Annotated in this window: 20 protein-coding genes and 1 tRNA gene; 13 read left to right on the top strand and 8 right to left on the bottom strand. The window is 62.8% G+C overall.

The window, feature by feature from the left end:
- Positions 1–294: 294 nt before the first annotated feature.
- Together N551_RS0116015 and N551_RS0116010 are read left to right on the top strand one after the other, a co-directional pair.
- Entirely contained in the window at positions 295–879 is a 585-nt protein-coding gene (locus N551_RS0116015) for a DUF1349 domain-containing protein (protein WP_027567781.1), read from the top strand.
- A 28-nt stretch (positions 880–907) separates the two neighbouring features.
- The gene (locus tag N551_RS0116010; RefSeq protein ID WP_245287783.1) at positions 908–1,336 is read left to right on the top strand and encodes a PaaI family thioesterase; all 429 of its coding nucleotides are present in this window, start codon (positions 908–910) and stop codon (positions 1,334–1,336) included.
- Positions 1,337–1,386: 50 nt separating this feature from the next.
- On the opposite strand, the gene N551_RS0116005 is transcribed toward N551_RS0116010, so the two are convergent.
- Together N551_RS0116005 and cysE are read right to left on the bottom strand one after the other, a co-directional pair.
- On the bottom strand, positions 1,387–1,605 hold the full coding sequence (locus N551_RS0116005; RefSeq protein WP_027567779.1) for a DUF3126 family protein: 219 nt from the start codon (positions 1,603–1,605) through the stop codon (positions 1,387–1,389).
- A gap of 135 nt (positions 1,606–1,740) precedes the next feature.
- Entirely contained in the window at positions 1,741–2,565 is an 825-nt protein-coding gene (gene cysE, locus N551_RS0116000) for a serine O-acetyltransferase (RefSeq protein ID WP_007602549.1), read from the bottom strand.
- Between the two features lie 274 nt (positions 2,566–2,839).
- On the opposite strand from cysE, the gene N551_RS0115995 reads away from it, so the two are divergent.
- Positions 2,840–4,207, top strand: a complete 1,368-nt coding sequence (locus N551_RS0115995; RefSeq protein WP_027567778.1) for a hypothetical protein — start codon at positions 2,840–2,842, stop codon at positions 4,205–4,207.
- Here the strand turns inward: N551_RS0115995 and N551_RS36585 are convergent.
- Entirely contained in the window at positions 4,172–4,729 is a 558-nt protein-coding gene (locus N551_RS36585; RefSeq protein ID WP_155809723.1) for a hypothetical protein, read from the bottom strand. The two genes, N551_RS0115995 and N551_RS36585, sit on opposite strands and share 36 nt — an antisense overlap.
- 383 nt (positions 4,730–5,112) lie before the next feature.
- On the opposite strand from N551_RS36585, the gene N551_RS0115985 reads away from it, so the two are divergent.
- Positions 5,113–5,754 carry a hypothetical protein gene (locus N551_RS0115985; RefSeq protein ID WP_027567777.1) on the top strand — a complete coding sequence of 214 codons (642 nt, stop codon included), beginning with the start codon at positions 5,113–5,115 and terminating at the stop codon, positions 5,752–5,754.
- 92 nt (positions 5,755–5,846) lie between these two features.
- Entirely contained in the window at positions 5,847–7,523 is a 1,677-nt protein-coding gene (locus tag N551_RS0115980; RefSeq protein ID WP_027567776.1) for an ATP-dependent endonuclease, read from the top strand.
- A gap of 223 nt (positions 7,524–7,746) precedes the next feature.
- Here the strand turns inward: N551_RS0115980 and N551_RS0115975 are convergent, their stop codons facing one another.
- Positions 7,747–8,502 (bottom strand): alpha/beta fold hydrolase, encoded by a 756-nt coding sequence (locus N551_RS0115975; RefSeq protein ID WP_027567775.1) that lies wholly within the window; start codon positions 8,500–8,502, stop codon positions 7,747–7,749.
- 34 nt (positions 8,503–8,536) lie between these two features.
- Positions 8,537–9,673, bottom strand: coding sequence for a hypothetical protein (locus N551_RS0115970; protein WP_027567774.1), 1,137 nt, complete (start codon positions 9,671–9,673; stop codon positions 8,537–8,539).
- A gap of 304 nt (positions 9,674–9,977) precedes the next feature.
- Between N551_RS0115970 and N551_RS0115965 the strand changes: the two genes are divergently transcribed.
- Positions 9,978–10,223, top strand: coding sequence for a zinc-finger domain-containing protein (locus N551_RS0115965; protein WP_007602543.1), 246 nt, complete (start codon positions 9,978–9,980; stop codon positions 10,221–10,223).
- Positions 10,224–10,242: 19 nt separating this feature from the next.
- On the top strand, positions 10,243–11,445 hold the full coding sequence (locus tag N551_RS0115960) for an FAD-dependent monooxygenase (protein ID WP_027567773.1): 1,203 nt from the start codon (positions 10,243–10,245) through the stop codon (positions 11,443–11,445).
- A gap of 14 nt (positions 11,446–11,459) precedes the next feature.
- Here N551_RS0115960 and N551_RS0115955 read toward each other — a convergent pair whose 3' ends face one another.
- Positions 11,460–11,894 (bottom strand): hypothetical protein, encoded by a 435-nt coding sequence (locus N551_RS0115955; protein WP_027567772.1) that lies wholly within the window; start codon positions 11,892–11,894, stop codon positions 11,460–11,462.
- A 188-nt stretch (positions 11,895–12,082) separates the two neighbouring features.
- On the opposite strand from N551_RS0115955, the gene N551_RS0115950 reads away from it, so the two are divergent.
- Together N551_RS0115950 and N551_RS0115945 are read left to right on the top strand one after the other, a co-directional pair.
- Positions 12,083–12,171, top strand: a tRNA-Leu gene (locus N551_RS0115950).
- Between the two features lie 160 nt (positions 12,172–12,331).
- Complete coding sequence (locus N551_RS0115945) at positions 12,332–13,582, top strand: multidrug effflux MFS transporter (RefSeq protein WP_027567771.1); 1,251 nt, start codon at positions 12,332–12,334, stop codon at positions 13,580–13,582.
- Between the two features lie 204 nt (positions 13,583–13,786).
- On the opposite strand, the gene N551_RS0115940 is transcribed toward N551_RS0115945, so the two are convergent.
- On the bottom strand, positions 13,787–15,382 hold the full coding sequence (locus N551_RS0115940) for a glycosyltransferase family 39 protein (RefSeq protein WP_371180064.1): 1,596 nt from the start codon (positions 15,380–15,382) through the stop codon (positions 13,787–13,789).
- A 243-nt stretch (positions 15,383–15,625) separates the two neighbouring features.
- Entirely contained in the window at positions 15,626–17,233 is a 1,608-nt protein-coding gene (locus N551_RS0115935) for an ABC transporter substrate-binding protein (protein ID WP_027567769.1), read from the bottom strand.
- 279 nt (positions 17,234–17,512) lie between these two features.
- Between N551_RS0115935 and N551_RS0115930 the strand changes: the two genes are divergently transcribed.
- The 4 genes from N551_RS0115930 to N551_RS0115915 all read left to right on the top strand — a co-directional run bounded on the left by N551_RS0115930 (position 17,513) and on the right by N551_RS0115915 (position 22,325).
- Positions 17,513–18,643 (top strand): M20/M25/M40 family metallo-hydrolase, encoded by a 1,131-nt coding sequence (locus N551_RS0115930; protein ID WP_027567768.1) that lies wholly within the window; start codon positions 17,513–17,515, stop codon positions 18,641–18,643.
- A gap of 168 nt (positions 18,644–18,811) precedes the next feature.
- On the top strand, positions 18,812–19,753 hold the full coding sequence (locus tag N551_RS0115925) for an ABC transporter permease (RefSeq protein WP_007602533.1): 942 nt from the start codon (positions 18,812–18,814) through the stop codon (positions 19,751–19,753).
- A 20-nt stretch (positions 19,754–19,773) separates the two neighbouring features.
- Positions 19,774–20,661 (top strand): ABC transporter permease, encoded by an 888-nt coding sequence (locus tag N551_RS0115920; RefSeq protein WP_007611875.1) that lies wholly within the window; start codon positions 19,774–19,776, stop codon positions 20,659–20,661.
- Positions 20,662–20,675: 14 nt separating this feature from the next.
- Entirely contained in the window at positions 20,676–22,325 is a 1,650-nt protein-coding gene (locus tag N551_RS0115915; protein WP_027567767.1) for an ABC transporter ATP-binding protein, read from the top strand.
- Positions 22,326–22,474 lie beyond the last annotated feature (149 nt).

Below are 22,474 nucleotides of genomic sequence, written 5' to 3'. Positions count from 1 at the left end.
TTTTTCGAAGTCAACTTCGGGCGTATGATGTCAACATGAGGCGGCTGTGAAGCTGTTGTTCGTCCTTGCGAGCGAAGCAAAGCAATCCAGAATCCCTCCGCAGAAGATTGCTGGATTGCTTCGCTTCGATGGAGGTGTCGATCCAAGCTCCCAGTTTGGAATTTTGAACCACCGGCAACCGGACCCACGCAACAATGGGACGCCGGCTACGTTGCCTTTTCATCTCAATGCACGATGCTGGGCTGGTCCGGCTCACAGACCGAACCCGGCGGGCATCCGCGACCGAGGTTGGATATGATTCTCCGCAGAAGTGACGGTGGTTGGCTAAATGAACCGGAGCGATGGGCGGCAGAGGGTGATGACCTGCGGATGCTCACGGACAAGTCCACCGATTTCTGGCGCGAAACCCATTACGGCTTCAATCGCGATAGCGGACATTTCCTGGGCTTTCCGACAGGCGAAGCGTTCACCGCAGATTTGCGTGTTCAGGGCGATTTCCGGGCGCTTTACGATCAGGCGGGCATCATGGTGCGCGTCGACGCGCATCATTGGGTCAAGGCCGGAATCGAACTGTCGGATGGCCGCGCTATGCTCGCGAGCGTGCTGACAAACGGGCAATCAGACTGGGCGACAGCACCCTATGAGCATAATGCCAGCGACTTCTGGGTCCGCGCGACCATCGCCAACGGTGTCCTTCGTCTGCAGGTTTCGGCCGACGGCAAATCCTGGCCCCTGATGCGGCTGGCGGCGTTTCCCAAAGCAAACTCCTACCTTGTGGGACCGATGGCCTGCACACCCGAACGGGCGGGGCTGGAAGTCGTATTCTCGGCGTTTCGTCTGAGACCTCCCCTCGGAAAAGACCTGCACGACCTGAGCTGAGCATCTGCCCTCGCAGATCTATGCCTTCTTGGCCCATGCGAACCCTGGTGCGGTGATCGATGTGAACGACGCAGCAGCAAACCTCCCGCCGGCCGCGCAAGTGCTGGGACGCGAATGGCTCGGCTTCGACGCGAGCGGGCAGGCGCTGATCCGCTTCAAGGCCCAGCAGTCCTTTACCAACAGGCACGGAACAATTCAGGGCGGATTTCTGGCGGCGATGCTGGACTCCGCCACCGGGATTTGCGCGCTGGCGTCACTCACGCCCGAGCTGACGGCGGTCGCCAAGAGCCTCGATACGCGCTTCCTGAGACCTGCGGCGGCCGGAGTCATCACGGCGCGGGCGCAGGTCGTCGAGCGGACGGATCGCGACATGGTCGTGCAGGTCGACCTCGTTGATGCCGAGGGCATCACCGTCGCTGATGCCACGGCGCGGCTGCGTTTTCTTGCAAGGAAGTAAAGGCATGGAGCCGCGGCCGCGCGGCCCCGTTAAGCGAGACGATCGCCGAACTATTCCTGATCGACGAGATCGTCCTCGAGGATCGCCATCTGGAACTGGAACGAGCGATCATCGTCCTCGTCGTCGACGAAGAGCACACCGATGAATTCCTCGCCGATATAGACCTCGGCGGAATCATCCTTCTTCGGCCGCGGCACGACGCGGATCTTGGAATTGCCGAATACGCGTTTCAGATACGCGTCGAGCTTCCTAACTTCCTTGACGTCCACGGCAAGTCTCCAATCGAAATCTGGGTTGGCGGGGTTTTAGGACGAGACGCGACCAACCGCCAGCATGAATTGCCAAAGAATTTTGGGGACAGGGGGCGGAAAATCCGCCCCTTCCGACAAGCTCGATGTCCTCTCTCAGAGACCCATAGCGTTGATCATCTGATCCATGGTGCGCGACGGCTCGGCGCAGCCGGCTTCGCCGACGACCTTGGCGGGCACGCCCGCGACCGTGACGTTGTGTGGCACCGGCTTGACCACGACCGAGCCCGCCGCGATGCGCGCGCAATGACCGATCTCGATATTGCCGAGGATCTTCGCGCCGGCGCCGATCAGCACGCCGTGACGGATTTTCGGATGGCGGTCCTCGTTCTCCTTGCCGGTACCGCCGAGCGTGACGCCGTGCAGGATCGAGACGTCGTCCTCGATAAGTGCCGTCTCACCGCAAACGAAACCGGTGGCATGATCGAGGAAGATGCCGCGGCCGATGCGCGCGGCGGGATTGATGTCGGTCTGGAATACCGCAGACGCCCGGCTCTGCAGATAATACGCAAAATCCTTGCGGCCCTTCAGATAGAGCCAATGCGCGAGGCGGTGGGTCTGGATGGCGTGAAAGCCCTTGAAATAGAGCAAGGGATCGATGAAGCGCGAGGTCGCGGGGTCACGGTCGTAGACGGCGACGAGATCGGCGCGGAAGGCGTTGCCGAGATCGGGATCGTCGCGCAGCGCCTCGTCATAGGTCTGGCGCACGAGATCGCCCGACAGCGCGGAGTGATCGAGCCGGTCGGCGACCCGATGGATCACCGCATCTTCCAGGCGGCTGTGATGCAGCACCGTCGAATAGATGAAGGTCGCAAGCTCCGGCTCGCGGTGGACGATGTCCTCCGCTTCGCCGCGGATCCGATCCCAGATCGGATCGAGCGTTGCGAGCTTTCCTCCCGGATTGACCTGATGCACTGCCATGAGATCTGCTCTTTCGAATTGGCTCGTTTCACTGGTTCTATAACACAGTCTAGGCGACAAAGTCCTGACGGGCTTGCCTGAGAGTGAACAGTGCGTTGCTCCGCGGAAGCATACCAACGCGTTGAATCACAACAGTTTCTTCCGACACCCGGGCGGCAAGGTCGGCTCAAAATGGTCAGGGTTTCGCCAAATTCAAGCCGGGCGGCGTCAAACTATTGGTGAATTCCGCCCCGACGGTGATTGCGGGCATGATCCGAGTGAGGACGGAGCGGATTTGACCATCACCACCGATCATGCGCGCGCGGACGCCGCGGGCTCGCTTTGGCTGCGGCTGGCCGCGGTCGCCCTGCCGCTGCTGATGATCGCGCCGGCGTTCTGGAACGGCTATCCGCTGTTGCAATGGGACACCGGAGGCTATCTGGCGCGCTGGTACGAGGGCTATCTCGTCCCGAGCCGCTCCACGGTGTTCGGCATCTATCTGCACTATGGCGAGAGTTCTGGTTTCTGGATCAACCTCGCGGTCCAGTCGCTGGCGACGCTGTGGCTGTTGCAGCTCACCTTGCGCGTGCTCTCGATGATGCAGACGTTCCGTTTCGTCGCGATCAGCCTGCTCCTGATCCTGTCGACTGCGCTGCCCTGGCTTGCGAGCATGTTGCTCACCGACATTTTTGCAGGCCTGTCGGTGCTGTCGCTATTCCTGCTGGTCATCGGTGGTCAGCGGATCTCGGTGCTTGAAAAAATCTCGCTGTTCGTCTTCACCGCCTTTGCCGCCGCGACCCACAGCGCCACGCTCGGCGTGCTGCTCGGGCTCTGCGTCGCCGGCTGGATGGCGCGGCCGTTGTTGAGGCGCCGGCTTCCAATCGCCGGATTGGCCCAAGCGAGCCTCACCATTCTCGTCGGCGGCCTGATGCTGGTGTCGGCGAACCATGCCTTGTCGGGCAAATGGGCATGGACTCCTGGCGGCACCGGCGTCGCCTTCGGCCGCATGATGCAGGACGGCATCGTTGCGCGTTATCTCAATGACCATTGCCCGCGCGAAAAACTCAAGCTCTGCCCCTATCGCGACCAACTGCCGGCGACCGCCGACGAATTTCTGTGGGGCAAGAGCATGTTCAACACTCTCGGCCGCTTCGAAGGCATGAACGAGGAGATGGGCACCATCGTCGTGGGTTCGCTCGCCGACTATCCGGCGTGGCAGGCCGGCGCGGCGTTGCGGGCGATGGGCCAGCAATTGCTGCATGTAGCGACCGGCGAAGGCACCAATGGCTGGATCCCGCACACCCGCGGCATCATCGAACGCTACATCCCCTCACAGGCCGCGCCGATGCGGGCGGCGCGCCAGCAGAACTGGGCCCTCGACTTCGGCACCATCAACTGGCTGCACGTGCCCGTCGCGCTGGCCTCGATGCTGGCGCTGGTCGCGCTGCTCGGCCACGCGCTCACGCATCGCCGGCTGGACGATCTCACACTGCTGGCGGCAACCGTCGTGCTGGCGCTGCTTGGCAACGCCTTCATCTGCGGCGTGATTTCCGGGCCACACGACCGCTATGGCGCGCGGATGGTGTGGATTGCCACCTTCGTGGTGCTGATGGCGGCGGCAAGGCGTTTAGGCGACGACAATAAAGCGGCGAAATTGGAATGAAGAGTCATCGCGCTTGGTTTCTTGTTCAAGCATGATCTCCGCATCGACGCGTTCTCCGCCCAGGCGACGACGGTCATGTTGGGTGGAGGCCTCAGCCCCGCGCGCCACGACGCCGCGAGATCCTCGGCCTGGCGTAGCGAGCTCGGGAGCAGCGGGCTCGCCGAGTTCGTCGAGATGCTGGCGGACATACTTCGTCAGGACCTCGACCAGCTTGCGATCGTCGACCTCGAGATCCGACGCCATCAGGGTCACCACGCGGACCGGCCAGGATAGCCAGGCGTCCCGCAGCTCGCGGGCCTGGTCGAAGAACGCCTTGTTGGCGGCGGCGCGCTCGACCAGCCGGCCGACGTCCTTCTCGAAGTCGACCGCACGCTGCCGCGCCAGGTCGTTCTCTTTGACGCGCTGGGCCCCGGCGAAGGGCAGCATCTTCCCGTCGGCCGGCTGCTGCTCGAAGTCCCCGTCCGTTGCATCAGGCGCTGGCGGTGCATCCGGGCGGCCGGGGCGTTGCAACGGCGGATGCAACGGCGCCGCCCCTGGCCGCGGCTTTACCGCCCTTCGGCAGGGCCGGCCGGCGCCGGGACTGCGCTAGATTTACGTTGGAGCTACAGCAACCACTTCAGCCAGCACGACTTTTCCGCCGTGGGACCGAACAGCTCCGCTCTCAACCTGGCGGCTCAAAGTGGACTCGTTGACCCCGATCTTCCGGGTCGCCTCGCTGATCGAAATCAGCTCCAACAGGAGGCCGTTGCATCAGATTTGCCCCCCGCAGCTAGCGGCCCTTTTGGGGCCGGGCCACCGGTTTTGCACAGGGCATCCGGGAGGACCCGCGGGCGACTCGACTACAGGCTGTACGCCGTACATAGTTCTGGTTTTGCAATCACCTAGTGACGACGAGGAATTTTTTCATGTCCGACAGCGATCTCGCGCCCGCCAATCAAACGCCCCCAAATCCCGTGATTGGCCGAGTTTTTCTCGACGAGCGAGCACTGAGCTCTGCGCAGCTGCCATTCGGAATATCCTTAATGGCAATATTCGCGATGCTGGTGCTGTTCACGACTCAAGCTTTCTTTGGGTTTCGTTTCAGCAGAGAGACCTTGGAAACCGATAGTGCATTGGTCCGGTTTTTGCTGCCAAACTCCATTTATATAGCTCTTTTTGTCATCGCCATTTTAGGGGCCTACATCGGTTTTCGCCTACTTATCGCTGCTGGCGCAACAACAGCAGTCGTGATCCCGCCGCAAGATTATGCACTATTGGCGCCGTTGGTCGCTGGCGGGAAAGCGGAGTCTATTGATCAATACGTGCGTCTGAGTAGTCTTTCCAAGTTCACTGGTACGTTTACGCAGCTTGGCTTGACCGGTCTCCCCCTCGCGACGATCGCGCTTACTCTGTTCTTTTCGATCTTGGCGCTTGCGCGGCCAGAGAGTTTTTTAGACCTTACGAAACTCACCTTGGGCGCTTTCATTGGATCCTTCGTTCAACGACAGGTCGAACGACGGGCAGATCAACGGGATGGCGCACAGCCTAGCGACCTTAAAGAGCTATGAAGACGTCGCAGATCTTACGGGCGTCTGGAGTCCGATAAGAGCCCTTAGCGGACTCCAGCGGTCCAAATCCTACGGGTGACGGAGATAAACCCTTGATCAGAGAGATCGAGCTAAAGTTTGGCAGCGCGCCAGGCGCGGACAACACTTCATTTCAGGTCACTCCGGTCACTATTTTTGTTGGTCCTAACAATTCAGGCAAAAGCCGGATTCTGACCGAACTCCAAGAGTTTGCGCTCACGCCCAATGGAAAGGTCGAAACTCTTTTACTCGAGCGAATTGAGTTCTCCGGCCTTTCCGCCGAGCGAGCTGCTGCGACCTTGTCCGCGATCAGAAGTGAGCCTAGGGGGAATGAGCAGGTTTATCATGACCACGCCTTTATGGAGAGTGCCCAAGGGGGCGGTCGGTTTTTGGTGCGTTCCGAGCGCCTCATACCTGCCCTGATTGACCCCGCTTCTCACAAAGACGTTCTGATACATTCGCTTCTTCGCCATCTGATCCTAAAACTAGACGGCCCCGGTCGGGTCAATCTGGTCAACCAGCAACCTGCTGGCGATCTGCAACTGCGATCCCTTCACAGTCTAGGAGTGTTGTTTACGAACAAAGTAAAACGGGAAGAGGTTCGCCGGATATTGGAGGAAGCGTTCGGCTCGTATTTCGTCATCGACCCCACGCTCTTGGGCAGCCTACGAATTCGCCTATCTTCCCGCCCCCCCACGGACGATATGGAAGAGCTAAACATTCATGCCGCCGGCGTTGCCTTTCACTCACAGGCGACGCCCATAGATGCCACCAGTGATGGCGTCAAAGCCTTCACGGGCATTACCATGGAGCTGATTGCTGGAGAGCATCCGATCATTCTAGTGGATGAACCAGAGGCTTTTTTGCATCCTGCTCTCGCTGCAAAGCTGGGTCTTGAACTCGCTCGCGCGGCTGTAGCAACTGACAAACGCGTGTTTCTCTCAACGCACAGCCCTCAACTTGTGATGGGATGCATTCAGTCCGGCGTTCCGATCAATATTGTTAGACTCACATATCGATCCGGCGTTGCGACCGCACGCTTATTACCAAGCAATGAGATATTGGAATTGATGAGAAACCCGCTACTGCGATCTACGGGTGTGCTCAATGGTTTGTTCTACGAAAACGTAGTCATTACCGAATCCGATGCAGATCGAGCCTTCTACCAAGAAATCAACGAGCGTTTGCTTCGCTATAAGCCGCACTGGGGCATCCCGAATTGCTTGTTTCTGAATTCACAGAACAAGCACACGGTCCAAACAATAATGCGTCCGCTGCGCCGACTTGGTATCCCGACAGTCGGAATCGTCGACGTGGATTTGCTGCGAGATACCGGAAGCCAATGGGCGGGCCCTCTACGCGGCGCGAACGTTGCTTCAGCACTCGAGCCATCGCTCGCCACACTCCGGACCTCCGTGACTGGAGCGATGGATAAAAGCGGCCGCGACATGAAACGAGATGGCGGGATTTTTATTCTCGACGGCGACAATCTTGCCGCAGCGAAAAGCCTGCTTTCTCAATTGTCCCAGTATGGGCTGTTTGTGGTGCCGAGCGGAGAGCTAGAGTCTTGGTTGAAACATCTCGAAGCAAAAGGACATGGACCCAGCTGGCTGATCAATATGTTCGAAAGAATGGGCGAGGATCCCGCTGCTCCAGATTATGTGCTTCCCGGCGAGAACGATGTATGGGAATTCATGCTCTGCATTAGAGAGTGGCTCATGGATCCGGAGAGACTCGGCATCCCCTCTTAGTTTGTACGACATCAGTGCGGCTGCGGCGGCACCTTTGGAGTCCGATAACAGCCCCTTTTCCAACGTTCCTTCCCGCTTTGAACTGACGTCTCGTCCCTTATCGGACCTTCATATCTCTGCGCATGAAGGAGTGGACGGTTACCCCCGAAGGGAGTGCATGGCGCCTTGCGATGGACATTTCAGGATAGCTGGGCAAGAACCTCGTCGCCCAGACAAGATCATCTCAGCCGCGGCGTGACAGGAAATCGAGCACGCCGGTCTTGTAGACCTTGTCGCCGACCGCGCGCATGTGATCGCGGTTCGGAATGTCGAGCACTTCCGAACCCGGGATGATGGCACCGAGTGCGCTGGCCGAGCCCGCGACGTCGTCGGTGCTGCCGACCGCGATCAGCACGGGCACGTCGATGCGCGCGGCTTCGTCCTTCGTCATGAGATCGCGCGTGCCGCGCAGGCAGGCGGCGAGTGCCTTGCGGTCGGAACGGGTTTGGTCTGCAAAAGCACGAAAAGTGCGTCCGACGGGATCGGACACGTCGTCGAGCGAGGGCGCTTCCAGCGCCTTCGCCACGTTCTCGCCGGGCCCGGTGCCCTCGATCAGGCCGCCGATGCCGATGCCGCCGAGGATTGCCGAACGCAGGCGCTGCGGCGCCTTGAGGGAGAGCCACGCCGTCATTCGTCCGCCCATCGAGTAGCCCATGAGATCGGCCTGCGGGATGGCGAGGTGATCCATCAGCGCGAGCACGTCGCCAGCCATGGTCGGGATCGAGTACTGCGCGGGCTCGTAGAGCTTTGCGCTTTCGCCATGGCCGCGATTGTCGAGCGCTATGACGCGGCGGCCGTTCTTGCGCAGCTCCGAGACCCAGGTCGGATAGACCCAGTTCACGTTCTTGCTGGAGGCAAAGCCGTGCACCAGGATGATCGGATCGCCCTCGCCTTCGTCGAGATAGGCAATTTCAACGGCGCCGTTGTGAAAGCTCGGCATCATCAGTTCCGCAATCTTGAGGGGAAGAGGTATCTTAGGCCGTGACGGCAGCGCTTGCCAGAACGGCTTCGGCGGCGATCCGGGCCTGGCGAAGTCGCCGCGCCCGTCTGCGATCGCACCAGGCCTGAGTCAGGCGCTCCGTCGTCGCCTTGATCGAGGACAACAGGCCGAACAGCGTCAAGGCAGCACCGAACAGCCAGAGAGCAAGATTGAACGCCCCGCCAATCAGCAGCAGCGCGCCGCGGCCGAGCAGCTTCAAGATCGCGCGCGTCTTGCCGCCTTGCGCTTCCGCGAGCCGCACGGCGCGTGCCACGTCCTTGGGACCTTCGGCGATGCGCAAGCTATCCATCGCGCCGCGCGTGCCGGTTTTCTCGACGACGCGCGTGACATCCTTGCCGAGCCGAACCAGCGCGCCAGCCTTCTCGGCGCGGAACGCGGCCTTGATCGCGCTCAAGGTTTGGCCCGGCCGCAGCACCGAGCCGGAGGCAACCGCGTTCTGGAGCATCGGCGTATCGACGATCTCGCGCGCGGACCGGCCGGCCCATGCCGCTAATCCCTCGCCGAGCCGGCCCACCTTGCGCGCGTCCTTCACCAGCGTCAGCCCGGCGCGAACCGGCGCGGCACCGCCGACGGAAACGTAGGTCACGGCCGTGACGGCGAGACCCGCGGCCGCAAGGCCCAACACCAGGCGATCGGTCTCCTCGCCCATGGCGAGGTGCTTGCCCTCGCGGACGACGTCCCGGATGTCGCCGATGACGAAGAGATCGCCGGCCACGGTCCCCGACAGGCTCGCAACATCGTCCGCGTTGCCGGTGACGAGACCGGTGGCAAACCGCTTTGCGACATGCGAGGTGGAATTTTCGGCTTTGACCGCGTCGCTGACACGGCTCAGGAGGTCGTCAGGCAGCGCGATGCTGCGGTCGCGCGCCAGCGCGACAAAACTGTCGGCGAGATCGGCATCGCCCGATGCGAGCGCGGCCTCGATGTTGTCCTGAATCAGGCGGTCGTTGTGCCGCAGCAGCGCGTCGAGCTTGATCTCGGAGAGCGCGGCGGGATCGTCCTGGGCCGCCAGAATCGCGCCAGCCTCGCGGGCATGCGGTGCTACCTGCGCGAGTATGAAGCTACATGCCGCGATACCGGTCAACGCTGTGCTGATTCGCAACCATTTCATGCGGAGAGCCTGGACGGTCCTGAGATCGTTGACGCCTGACGGTTCGTCTTTCGTCGCAATTACGCTCGTCCACAGACATAGTATGCCAAAATTGCGACACAACGTCCCCGACGAAAGAAGGGCTTCTCTCAGGCCGCAAGATTGTGTCGAATTTGCATGAGCAAATGAGCATGGGGCATTGCGGGGCTTTCGGTTCCGCTGGGCTAGCAATCATCCACACCCACCAGTATGGTCCGCGGCGCCTTAATAATGCCGCGTCAGTCGTGATTGTGTCTGCCGCCATTGCCACTCCAGGATGAGTACGATGTCCGACCATGTCGTCCCGCACTTCCACAACGATGCCGGTGTCCCCGTCATCGAAATCGGCTCGCAAGAGTTCATGTGCGTGGGCGCCAACCCTCCGTTCGATCATCCGCACGTCTTCCTCGACCTCGGCAACGACAACGAGATCATCTGCCCCTACTGCTCGACGCTGTACCGTTTCGCCGCCGACCTGAAGGCGGGCGAAGCCCGTCCGCCGGAATGCGTCCTGAAGGACAAGGTCGCCTGATCGCTTCCATCGGTCAGGGGTGGCGCTCTCCCGAACAATTGTCATCGCCGGTGCCGGCATAGGTGGACTGACGGCTGCGCTTGCGCTCGCGGCCCGCGGCTTCCGCATCGTCGTACTGGAAAAGGCCGAGCGGCTCGAGGAAGTCGGCGCCGGTCTGCAACTCTCTCCCAATGCCAGCCGCGTGCTGGTCGAGCTCGGCCTCACCGAGCGCCTCAGGCTGCGTGCCGTGATCCCGGAGGCGGTCTCGATCATGAGTGCGCGGGCCGGCGGCGAACTCTTGCGCATGCCGCTGGGAGAAGCCGCCGCCGCGCGCGCCGGCGCCCCCTATTGGGTGGTGCACCGCGCCGACCTGCAATCCGCACTCGCCGGCGCAGTCTCCGACCATCCCGATATCGATCTGAAACTCGGCGCGACCTTCGAAGACGTCGCGCCTCACGCCAAGGGGCTGACGGTCGTCCATCGCAGCGGCACGATCCGGCGCAGCGATCTCGCGAGTGCGCTGATCGGCGCGGACGGCATCTGGTCGACGGTGCGCCAGCATCTGTTTCCCGAGGTGCAGCCGCGCTTCTCCGGGCTGATTGCCTGGCGCGGCACGCTCGATGCCACGCAGCTGCCGAAGGACTACACCGCGCGCCGGGTCCAGCTCTGGATGGGCCCGAATGCCCATCTCGTCGCCTACCCGATCGCGGGCGGACGCCAGATCAACGTGGTCGCGGTGCTGCCGGGCACCTGGAACAGACCGGGCTGGAGCACGCCCGGCGATCCCCTCGAGGTGATGGACGCCTTCGCCGCGCCACGCTGGCCGCCCGCGGCGCGCATGATGCTCGCCACGGTCGATAGCTGGCGGAAATGGGCGCTGTTCGACGTGCCCGACGACTGCCCCTGGAGCAAAGGCCCGGTCGCGCTGCTCGGCGACGCCGTGCATGCGATGCTGCCGTTTGCGGCGCAGGGCGCCGGCATGGCGATCGAGGACGCCGCGGTGCTCGCGCAGCATTTGAGCCTTGAGATCGCCGAGAGCACCGCGGGCATCACAGCTGCGCTGAGACAATACGGGCGTACGCGCCAGACGCGCGTGCGGCGGGTGCAGCGGACCGCGCGGCAGCAAGGCCGCATCTACCATTTCGGTGGGCCGCTCGCATACGCGCGCGATCTTGCGGTCCGCGCCCTCGGCCCGGAACGTATGCTGGCACGGCAGGACTGGATTTACGGCTGGCGCCCCTGATGCGAGGCGCTGGTTCAGCGCACTGCTCTTGTCGATTTCGGGCCAGGCTTGATCGGGCCAGGATTGGCTGCGGGCGCCGGCGCAGCGGCCGGCTTCTCTTCGGGCGGCGTTTCCCGGCACTTGTTGCGGCGCCAAGCGTCCTCGGCCATCTGCGCCCGCCCGCGGACCGCGACGTAGTCGTTGCGATAGGCAAGCTCCGACACGACGGCGCCGCCCGCGCCGGTCTGTGCCTTGTCCATCAGCCTCTGCAACTCCATGGTGCGGCTAGCGAGCGACTTGCGCTCGCCTTCGAGCTGCTTGCAATCGTACAATTCGTACTTGCCGGGATCGGCAAACGCCGGAGCGACCGTCTCGCTCATGCCGGCGCAGCCGGACTGCGCGAAGCCGGCCGCGAGGAGCGCGGCGGCCACGCAGCACGTGCGCAGGCGATATTGGGTCAAAGCAGACATCGAATCAAAGCTGACATGTCGGATGAATAGTCCCCGTCGATTGAGAATGCCTAAAGCAACAACACATGTCCGGATTGAGGCTTTGCCTTGTGCCGCCGGCTCGCCTAAGGAAGAACCGCCCCTCCGGCCTGCAAACGCCAATTCCAGACGGCCGCAAGGGACTTAAGTGATTGATCTCGTTGGATCAAGCGGGCATGGCGGAATTGGTAGACGCAAGGGACTTAAAATCCCTCGGCGCGCAAGCGCTGTGCCGGTTCGACCCCGGCTGCCCGCACCACGAAAGCTGCGCGGAGGATCCCGCCGCGCGCCGCGACCGCGAGCACTGATACCTCATCAATTCCTGTCTGCTCCTGCACCGCCTGCCAGCCATCTCGAATCATCGCTTGTGCAACGCAGCATCGGGGTTAGACAAGGGCCTCAAATCAGAGGTGAGCTACTTGTCCGACGTCAATGCCGACGATTGGGTGTCCTCGGGACACCGCCCCATGGGTTTTCCCGAATTCGTCATCGTGATCGCGTCGATCATGGCGCTGAATCCGCTTGCCATGGACATGATGCTCCCGGCGCTGCCCAATATCGGCGCGGCCTTCAACATCCCCGTCGCCAATCATCTTCAGCTGGTGCTGTCGACCTTCCTGATCGGCTTTGGCGCGGGCCAGTTCGTCATGGGACCGCTGTCGGATCGCTTCGGCCGCCGCCCGGTGCTGCTCGGCGGGATGGCGGTCTATGCGATGGCGAGCGTGCTGGCGATTGCCGCGCCGTCGTTCGAGACACTGCTGCTGGCGCGCGCACTGCAGGGCTTCGGCACCTCGGCGACGCGCGTGATCGCGACCTCGATCGTGCGCGACTGTTACGTCGGCCGCCGCATGGCGAGCGTGATGTCGCTTGCGATGATGATCTTCATCGCCGTCCCCGTAATCGCCCCCTCGTTCGGACAGGCGGTGCTGCTGGTGACGCAATGGCGCGGCATCTTCGTCGTGCTGATGCTCTATGGCCTGCTCGCGCTCGCATGGTCGGTGCTGCGGCTTCCGGAGACCCTGCCTGAGAGCGAACGCAGGTCGCTCGCGCCGGTCGACGTGCTCACGGCCTACTGGCAGACCGTGACCCATCGCCAAACTCTCGGCTACGCGCTCGCCGCCGGCAGCGTCATGGGTGCGCTGTTCGCTTACGTATTTTCGGCCCAGCAAGTGTTTGTCGGCATCTATCACCTCGGCCATTATTTTCCGCTCGCCTTCGCCGCGATCGCGGCCGGCACCGCCATTGCCGGCTTCCTCAACGCAAGATTCGTCGGAACCCTCGGCATGCGCGTGATCTCGCACGGCGCGCTGACGCTCTACACCGCCGTGGCGGGTGTGATGCTGCTGACGGAAAGCCTCGGCGCGTTGCCGCTTCCCCTGTTCATGGTGCTCTCGGCGCTGATGATGTTCTCGTTCGGCATGATGGTCGCCAATTTCACCGCACTTGCCATGGAGCCGCAGGGCCACATCGCCGGCACGGCGTCCTCGCTCTACGGCTCGATCACCACGCTGATCGGCATCGCCGTCGGCATGGCGATCGGACAAAGCTTCGACGGCACGCTGCTGCCGTTCTCGGTCGGCTTCTTCGTGTCGTCACTCGCCGCGCTCGCGATCGTGCTGGTGGTGGAGAGGGGACGGCTGTTCAAGCCGCATCAGCGCGCCATCGGGTGAGGAACTTCGCGGCGCTCACGATGTTGTACTGCAACAATTTGAAAAGGCGCTTCAATGGAACCGAAACACCGTAAAGACCACGACGCCGCGGAGCGGGCGAAAACGGAACGCACGCCGTCGAACGCCGAAACGACCGCCTTCACCGTGCCATTCGCGAGTGAAGGGCTCGAGCGGGTCCGCGACAGCCACTGTTGAGCAAGACGTCTATTCCGTTGCGCGCCTGCTGGCGCTGAAATCGTCCGCGACGCCCTCGGGTGCCGCGCCGCTTCCACGGGGCGGCACCATCAGCACAACCACTTCCCGCGTGAGACCGGGCCGGCCCCATAGCTGCGCCTGGACCATAAATTCCCGTTTGACGAAGTGCCCGGCACGCCCGGCCACCCCGTCCATCCACCGGCTGCAATCATTCTGATCGCGGAAGCAGAGCGCGGCCCAGCCGCGGTCCAGCGTCGTCTTGCCCGGCAAGCCCCCGGGATATTGATCCTCGAACGGCTGCACGTAGTGCGGGTGGTCCGGGCTGTAGAAGGCCAACGCGAAGGCCAGCGCATCGTCGCCGCTGACGGCGGCGAGCGGCTCGCCTGTCAGTTCGCGCCACTCGCGTGTCAATTCGCTGGCCGCTTCCGCATAGAAATTGCGCCCCTCCTCGTAACCGTGATCGTTGCGGTAGACGGCATGGATCGGCGCGGCGACGAGGACGGCCGTGAGCGCAACGCCGGCCACGATCAAGGTGAGGTTGACGGTGTAAAAGCGCTCGATCGGATAATTTGTGCCGCAGACCACGAGAATGGCGAACAGAAACAATCCCTGCAAAGCCCAGAGCGACGGCAGATCGGTGCCTATCGCGAGCGAGACGAGGACCGGCAGCGCGATCGTGCCGACGGCAACGTAAAAGAGGAGCCGCAGGCCCGGATTCATCGCCGCGAAATCGTCCGGAAACTGCTTCAGCCGCGTGCCAGCGATCAACATCCAGCTGACGGCTGACACACTGATGGCCGCCAACAGCCCCAGAAGGAAGTTCCTGGCCTCACCGAGCGAGCTCACCGCAGTGCCGTTGGCATGGTTCAGCGCGTAGGTGAAGGTCGGTGCCCCCGTCGTGGCGAGCCAATGAACATGCGGTGACAGCGCCGCAAGCCCGACGACGACCGAAATCCAGGGCGAGGCGGACGTGAAATAGGCGCGTCGCGCCGGATGCGCCAGCGCGGCAAACGTGAAGCTCGCGACAAGGAAGATCGAATAATATTTGCCGGCCATGGCCAGCGCCGTCGTGACTCCCACGGCGATCGCCCACGACGCCGAGCGGGTCTCGAATGCGCGCAGGAAGCACCAGGTCGCCAGCGGCCAAACGGCTAGCAGCACCGCATTGGCATTGAAGCGCTGGGCATGGAATTGATAGGCCGGCGTCAGCATCAGGAGCAACAGCACCAGGACGCGCTTGTGCCCCGTCACGAATTGCCGCGCGATCCGGTCGACAAAGACCAGCGCAAGCCCGGCATTGGTCATCGCCATCAATTGCAGCGACCACTCGCTGAGCGGAAAGATGGCGCTCCAGCTCGCGGCAACCCAGCCGGTCAATGGCGGATGCTTGGGGTAGCCCCACGCGAAATGTCGCCCCAGCGTCCAGGCCTCCAGCGTATCGGGGTGCAGACCGCCGCCGGCATAGGCGACCACCAGATAGAGTGTCCAGATCGCGACGAAGCCGGCGATGAGAAGCGGCACGGCCCAGCCCGTCTCGACGCCATCGAGCCAACGCAGGAATGGCCGGCGCCATCGCGCCGGCGCGCGATCGGACCGTTCGGCCATCGCCTGGAATGCAAAATCGATCGGCACTGGAATCAATTGGAGGAAGGAAGGTGATGCGCAAAGACGGCACATCTAGTTCAGGACGGAAACAAATAGCAATGATTGGAAACTGGAAAAGATTGAAAACGTCCGCCTTCTCAGCCGGCGCAAGGTCGACAAAAGACTAAGATCGACAAACGACAACGGCGCCGCTGATGACAGCGGCGCCGCATGATGATTCGGACGAAAGAAAGAGCCTTCGCCCTACTCCGACTTGTCGACGTTCCAGAACAGCGGGGTCGCGGGACCGTCGAGCACGCCGGTCAGCGATTTACGCCAGCCGCTCGGCAGGAGATACTGCCCCAGCGGGATGTAAATCACCTGCTCATAGGCTTCCTTCTGGATGTCAGCGGCGATCTTCTTCTGATCGTCGAGCGAGGCGGCGCGAACGAAGTCGTCCTTGAGCTTTTCGATCTTGGCGTTCTCGGCCCAGCCGAACCAGCCCTTCTTGCCCTGGCCGCCGATCGAGAGATTGGCGATCGGGTTGGAAACGTCGGCCGCGACCCAGTTGGTGAAGAACATGTTCCAGCCGCCCTCCTTCGGAGGCTTCTGGCTGGCGCGGCGGCTCACCACCGTCTGCCAATCGGTCGCTTGCAGGTCGACCTTGAAGCCGGCCTCGCGCAGCAACTGAGCCGCAACGATCGGCTGCGCCTTCAGCGTCGTGACATCGCCGGGGGCCATGATCACGATCGGGGTGCCGTCATAGCCGGACTCGGCGAGCGCCTTTTTGGCTTCTGCCATGCCGTTGCCCTTCACCAGGGTCTCGCCACCGACCTCGGTCGCGAATGGCGTATCGCACACGAAGAAGGCGCCGCAGATCTTCTGATATTTGGCGTTGCCGACCAGCGCGTCGAGAACGTCCTTCTGGTTTATCGCCAGAAAGGCCGCACGGCGCACTTTGACATTATCGAACGGCGGATAAAGGAAGTTCATCCGGCCGAGCGTCTGGAAGCCGAATGTGTTCGAGACCTCGATCGTGATCTCCTTGTTCGCCTCCAGCAGCGGCAGCATGTCGTAAGGCAGATTTTCCACGAAGTCGATGTCGCCCGACTGCAACGCGTTCACCGCGGTCTGCGAGTCCGGCATGGTGATCCACTCGACTCGGTCGACCTTCACCACCTTGCCGCCGGAGGTCCAGCTCGAAGGCTCCTTGCGCGGCACGTAATCAGTGTTCTTGACGTAGACCGCCTTCACGCCTGGCTGGAATTCCGACTGCACGAACTTGAAAGGACCCGAGCCGATCTGCTCGGGGATCTGCTTGTCCGGCGGCGTCTCGGCCAGGCGCTTCGGCATCATGAAGGCAACGCGGGAGGACGGCTTGCCGATCGAGTCGAGCACGAGGCCGTAGGGCTCCTTCAGCTTCAGCGTGATAGTCTTGGCATCGGTCGCCTCGATGCTCGCGGTGAAGTCGAGCAGTTTCTGGCCCATGCCGTCGACCGCGGCCCAGCGCTTGAGCGAGGCAACGCAGTCCTCCGCCGTCACCGGCGCACCGTCATGCCACTTCAGGCCGTCGCGCAGCGTGAACGTGTAGGTGAGCTTGTCGTCGGAGATCTTCCAGTCCGCCATCTGCGGCTGGATCTTGAAGTTCGAATCGGGCGCCAAGAGCGTGTCGTAGATCATGTAGCCATGATCGCGCGTGATGTAGGCGGTGGTGAAGATCGGATCGATGATGCGCAGATCCGAATGCATCACCGCGGTGATGGTCTTGCCGGCCGCAAGCACCGGCGAGGCCAGTGCGGTCGAAAGCGCGACGACCGACAGCGCAAGTTTGGAGGCGAACGCGCGAGGCCCCCGGCGCATCAACTTAAACATAAAAGTTCTCCTGACGTGAAACTGTTCAAAGGCAGGTTATTGATTGAGCATCCGGTTCGTTCTTTAGGCGAACTAACCTCATGCAATGCCTTTATCTTTTCGAGAGTTGCAGACAGTGCCGAGCGCGTCAATCCGGTTTCGCTGCAAGCCCAAGCGGCGCGCGCACGGGCTCCACAACGATCGGTTTGGCTCTACAACGCTCTCCGCCTGTCCTGCCCCGCGCCGATGCAATGCGCGTTCCATGTTCCGAGGCCCAAGAGACATTCGAGAGACATTGAGATGAATCCAGCCAATCTTCCCTTCGATTCCGAAGCGATGCTCCAGGGCCTGCGCGGCTGGGTGGAATGCGAAAGCCCGACCTGGGACGCGAGCGCCGTGAACCGCATGCTCGATATCGCAGCGCGGGAGATGGCGATCATGGGTGCGACGATCGAGCGCATCGCCGGTCGCCAGGGCTTCGGCGGCGTGATCCGCGCACGCTTTCCGCATCCGAAGCAAGGCGAGCCCGGCATCCTGATCGCCGGACACATGGATACCGTCCACCCCACCGGCACCATCGAGAAGCTGAAATGGCGGCGCGAGGGCAGCAAGTGCTACGGACCCGGCATCTACGACATGAAGGGCGGCAATTATCTATCGCTGGAAGCGATCCGCCAACTGGCCCGCGCTTCGTTCACGACGCCGCTGCCGATCACCGTGCTGTTCACGCCCGACGAGGAAGTCGGCACACCCTCCACGCGCGATATCATCGAGGCGGAAGCCGCGCGCAACAAATACGTGCTGGTGCCCGAGCCCGGCCGCGCTGACAATGGCGTCACTACCGGACGTTATGCCATCGCGCGTTTCAATCTCGAGGCGACCGGCCGGCCCAGCCACGCCGGCGCGACCTTGTCGGCGGGCCGCTCTGCTATCCGCGAGATGGCGCGGCAAATCCTCGCCATCGACGCGATGACGGGCGAGGACTGCACGTTCTCCGTCGGAGTCGTGCACGGGGGTCAATGGGTCAATTGCGTTGCCACGACCGCCACCGGCGAAGCGCTCTCGATGGCCAAGCGCCAGGCCGACCTCGATCGCGGCGTCGAGAGGATGCTGGCGCTCTCCGGTACAACCAATGACGTCACCTTCAAGGTGACGCGCGGCGTGACACGTCCGGTCTGGGAGCCCGATGCCGGCACCTTGGCGCTGTATGAAAAGGCGCGCGGGATCGCCAAGTCGCTCGGCGCAGAACTGCCGCATGCGAGCGCCGGCGGCGGCTCCGACGGCAATTTCACCGGCGCAATGGGCATTCCGACTCTCGACGGCCTGGGCGTGCGTGGCGGCAACGGCCACACGCTCGAAGAGTATATCGAGATTGAAAGTCTGGTCGAACGCGGCCGGCTGATGGCGGGGCTGCTCGCGACTCTGGAGTAACGGCGCGAGCCACATCGCCAAGACCGGGCCAGGTCACCGAAACAAGCTGACCGCACTGCAAAAACGGCGGCCCGGATGGCATGGGAATTGCTGAAATGTTAGGCTGGTGGCAGAACCCCAGGCTCCAGCCGCTCTCTCTGATTTGACTCTAATCTGACGGGATCCAACTTGCTCGGATATCTCCTTCGCCGAATTCTCGCCGCCGTGCCCGTGATGGGCGTGGTGGCGCTGTTCGTCTTCCTCCTGCTCCGCCTCACCCCGGGCGATCCCGCCGCGATTCTTGCCGGCGACAACGCTACGCCGGAGCGGCTCGAGCGCATCCGGACCTCGCTCGGCCTCAACGAGCCGCTGATCGTGCAGTTCATCACCTGGCTGAACAAGCTGCTGCATGGCGATCTCGGAACTTCACTCATCTCCAACCTTCCGGTGATGAAGATGATCGGCCAGCGGGTCGAGCCGTCGATCTCGATTGCGCTGTCGACCATCATCCTCGCCGTCATCGTCGCTGTTCCCCTGGGCGTGATCGCGGCCTGGAAGCACGGCACCTGGATCGACCGCTTCGTGATGGGCCTGTCCGTGCTCGGCTTCTCGGTGCCGGTGTTCGTGGTCGGCTACATCCTGATCGAGGTCTTCGCGATCGACCTGCGCTGGGTGCCGGTGCAGGGCTTCCGCAGCATCTCGAACGGTTTTGGCCCGTTCTTCGAGCGCATCATCCTGCCCACCTGCGCACTGTCCTTTATCTACATCGCATTGATCGCGCGCATGACGCGCGCGGCGATGCTCGACGTGCTCGGCGAGGACTACGTCCGCACCGCGCGCGCAAAAGGCATCAACGAAGTCGCCGTGATGATGCGCCATGCGCTGCGCAACGCCGCCGTGCCCGTGATCACCGTGATCGGGACCGGCTTTGCGCTTCTGATCTCCGGGGTCGTCGTCACCGAAAGCGTGTTCAACATCCCCGGCATCGGCCGCCTCACGGTGGATGCGGTGCTGGCGCGCGACTATCCGGTGATCCAGGCGATGATCCTGCTGACGTCGCTGATCTATGTCGTCGTCAATCTCCTGATCGACGTCGCCTACACGCTGCTCGATCCCCGGATCCGGTACTAGGGCTAAGGATAACAACAAGAATGTCTGTCGATACCCTTCCCCAGTCCTCCATCCCGATCACGTCGCCGCTGCGGCCGCGCTTCGGATTCCTGACCTCGACGCCGATCATCGCGGCAGCGACCATCTGTTTGGCGTTGGTCGTGCTGATCTCGATCCTGGCGCCGTTGATCGCGCCGTATGATCCGATCCAGCTTGCGCCCTCGCAGCGGCTGAAGCCCTCTTCGGCGCAATTCCTGCTCGGCACCGACGCCTATGGCCGCGACCTGCTGTCGCGCGTCATGTATGGCGGACGCATTTCGCTTCTGATCGGCATCGGCTCGGCGATCATGTCGATCGTCATTGGGTTGGCGATCGGCCTCGTCTCCGGCTTCTTCAAGCTGGTCGATTCCGTCATGATGCGGATCATGGACGGCCTGATGGCAATGCCGAGCATCCTGCTGGCAATCGCCGTGGTGTCGCTGTCCGGCGCCAGCCTCTGGACCGTGCTGATCGCGATCACGATCCCCGAAGTTCCGCGCGTGGCACGCCTGGTGCGCTCGGTCGTGCTATCGGCGCGCGAAGAACCCTATGTTGAAGCGGCGATCTCGGTCGGCACATCCCTGCCAAAGATCATGTGGCGGCATTTGATGCCGAACACGATCGCACCGCTGATCGTGCAGGGCAGTTACGTCTGCGCCTCCGCGATCCTCACCGAGGCCATCCTCTCCTTCCTCGGCGCCGGCATCTCGCCGGAAACGCCGACCTGGGGCAACATCATGGCCGAGGGCCGTCAGTACTTCCAGCTCAAGCCGACGCTGATCTTCTGGCCGGGCCTGCTGCTCTCGATCGCCATCCTCAGCATCAATTTGATCGGCGACGCCGCCCGCGACGCACTCGATCCGCGCATGAAGCAGCGGGAAGGCAAATGATGACCGATCAAGTGATGACCAGCCCGATCCTCGACATCAACAACCTCGTCGTCTCCGTCGGCAAGAAGCCGAATGCTGCAAACATCATCGAGGGCATCTCGATCCAGGTGCATGAGCGCGAGACGCTGTGCCTCGTCGGCGAAAGCGGCTCGGGCAAGTCCGTGACCTCGCTGACCACGATGGGTCTGCTGCCGAAGGGCACGCTGATTCCGACCGGCGGCAGCGTCAAGCTGGTCGGCGAGGAGATTCTCACCGCGACCGACCGCCGCCTGCGGCAGCTCCGCGCGACGCGGATGGCGATGATCTTCCAGGAGCCGATGACGGCACTCAATCCGGTGATGCCGGTTGGTCGCCAGATCGACGAGGTTCTCCGCGCGCACACCAAACTCGATGCGAAGGCGCGCAAGAAGCGCATCCTCGACATGATGGAGCAGGTGCGCCTGCCCCAGGTCGAGCGCATCTTTGCCTCCTACCCTCACCGACTCTCCGGCGGTCAACGCCAGCGCATCATGATCGCGATGGCGCTCGTGCTCGAACCGAAGCTTCTCATCGCCGACGAGCCGACCACCGCGCTCGACGTCACAACGCAGAAGCAGATTTTGACACTGATCCGCGACCTCCAGCGCGATCACGGCACCGCCGTGCTGTTCATTACCCACGACATGGGCGTGGTCGCCGAAATCGCCGACCGCGTTGCGGTGATGCGGCAGGGCCGATTGGTCGAGACCGGAACGCTGGATTCCATCCTGCGCAATCCGACCATGGAGTACACCCGCAACCTGCTCTCGGCAGTGCCGAGCCTGGTGCCGCGCGCAGCGCGGCCCGAGACCAAGGAACCGGTGGTGCTGGAGGCCAACGAGCTCGGCAAGGTCTATCGCGAGCGCGCGTTCTTCGGTAAAGGCCGCGAAGTCGTCGCCGCCGACAAGGTCACGCTGACGCTGCGCAAGGGCCGCACGCTCGGCATCGTCGGCGAGAGCGGCTCAGGCAAATCTACCGTGGCGCGCTGCATCGTCCGCCTGATCGACCCGACCTCCGGCGGCGTCCGCCTCTCCGGCCGCGAGATCTCGGACATCTCGCGGCGGCTGTTGCAGCCGCATCGCAAGAAGATCCAGATCGTATTCCAGGACCCCTACCGCTCGCTCAATCCGCGCGTCACCATCGGCGAAAGCATTGCGGAAGGCCCGGTCAATTACGGCGTGTCGCATACCGACGCAATGAAGCGTGCCCGCGAATTGCTCGAGCTGGTCGGCCTGCCCGCCGATGCGGTCGCGCGCTATCCGCACCAGTTCTCCGGCGGCCAGCGTCAGCGCATTGCGATCGCCCGCGCGCTCGCGCTCGATCCCGACGTGCTGGTCGCGGACGAGGCGGTCTCCGCCCTCGATGTCTCCGTGCAGGCGCAGGTGCTGGAACTGTTCGACGAGATCCAGAAGCGGCTCGGCATCGCCATCCTGTTCATCACTCACGATCTGCGCGTCGCCGCGCAGATCTGCGATGAGGTCGTGGTGATGCAACACGGCAGCGTCGTCGAGCAGGGCCCGGCCGCCGAAGTGCTGACGCATCCGAAGGAGGCGTACACCAGAGCCTTACTCGAGGCAGCGCCGGGCCGCGGCTGGGATTTCGCGAACTTCCGGCCGGTGTCGGAGGGTGTGGCCGCCAGCACCTAGTCTCTCGCCTCGTCATTGCGAGCGCAGCGAAGCAATCCAGAATCCCTCCGCGGGGACAACCTGGATTGCTTCGCCGCGTTCGCAATGACGGCGGTTGCGACAAGCATTCCCAAAACGGCTTGACGCCATGCATGGCGCGATTGCTTCCC

It is taken from the genome of Bradyrhizobium sp. URHA0013 (assembly GCF_000518345.1).
GTDB lineage: Bacteria > Pseudomonadota > Alphaproteobacteria > Rhizobiales > Xanthobacteraceae > Bradyrhizobium.
The sequence above is the reverse complement of the archived record's forward strand: the minus strand, read 5'-3'. Positions and strand labels throughout refer to the sequence as shown.

Coding starts and splice junctions, on each gene's coding strand:
- N551_RS0116015 (WP_027567781.1), top strand. CDS start 295: ATGATTCTCCGCAGAAGTGACGGTGGTTGGCTAAATGAACCGGAGCGA.
- cysE (WP_007602549.1), bottom strand. CDS start 2,565: ATGGCAGTGCATCAGGTCAATCCGGGAGGAAAGCTCGCAACGCTCGAT.
- N551_RS0115985 (WP_027567777.1), top strand. CDS start 5,113: ATGTCCGACAGCGATCTCGCGCCCGCCAATCAAACGCCCCCAAATCCC.
- N551_RS0115975 (WP_027567775.1), bottom strand. CDS start 8,502: ATGCCGAGCTTTCACAACGGCGCCGTTGAAATTGCCTATCTCGACGAA.
- N551_RS0115970 (WP_027567774.1), bottom strand. CDS start 9,673: ATGAAATGGTTGCGAATCAGCACAGCGTTGACCGGTATCGCGGCATGT.
- N551_RS0115965 (WP_007602543.1), top strand. CDS start 9,978: ATGTCCGACCATGTCGTCCCGCACTTCCACAACGATGCCGGTGTCCCC.
- N551_RS0115955 (WP_027567772.1), bottom strand. CDS start 11,894: ATGTCTGCTTTGACCCAATATCGCCTGCGCACGTGCTGCGTGGCCGCC.
- N551_RS0115940 (WP_371180064.1), bottom strand. CDS start 15,382: ATGGCCGAACGGTCCGATCGCGCGCCGGCGCGATGGCGCCGGCCATTC.
- N551_RS0115935 (WP_027567769.1), bottom strand. CDS start 17,233: ATGTTTAAGTTGATGCGCCGGGGGCCTCGCGCGTTCGCCTCCAAACTT.
- N551_RS0115930 (WP_027567768.1), top strand. CDS start 17,513: ATGAATCCAGCCAATCTTCCCTTCGATTCCGAAGCGATGCTCCAGGGC.
- N551_RS0115920 (WP_007611875.1), top strand. CDS start 19,774: ATGTCTGTCGATACCCTTCCCCAGTCCTCCATCCCGATCACGTCGCCG.
- N551_RS0115915 (WP_027567767.1), top strand. CDS start 20,676: ATGACCAGCCCGATCCTCGACATCAACAACCTCGTCGTCTCCGTCGGC.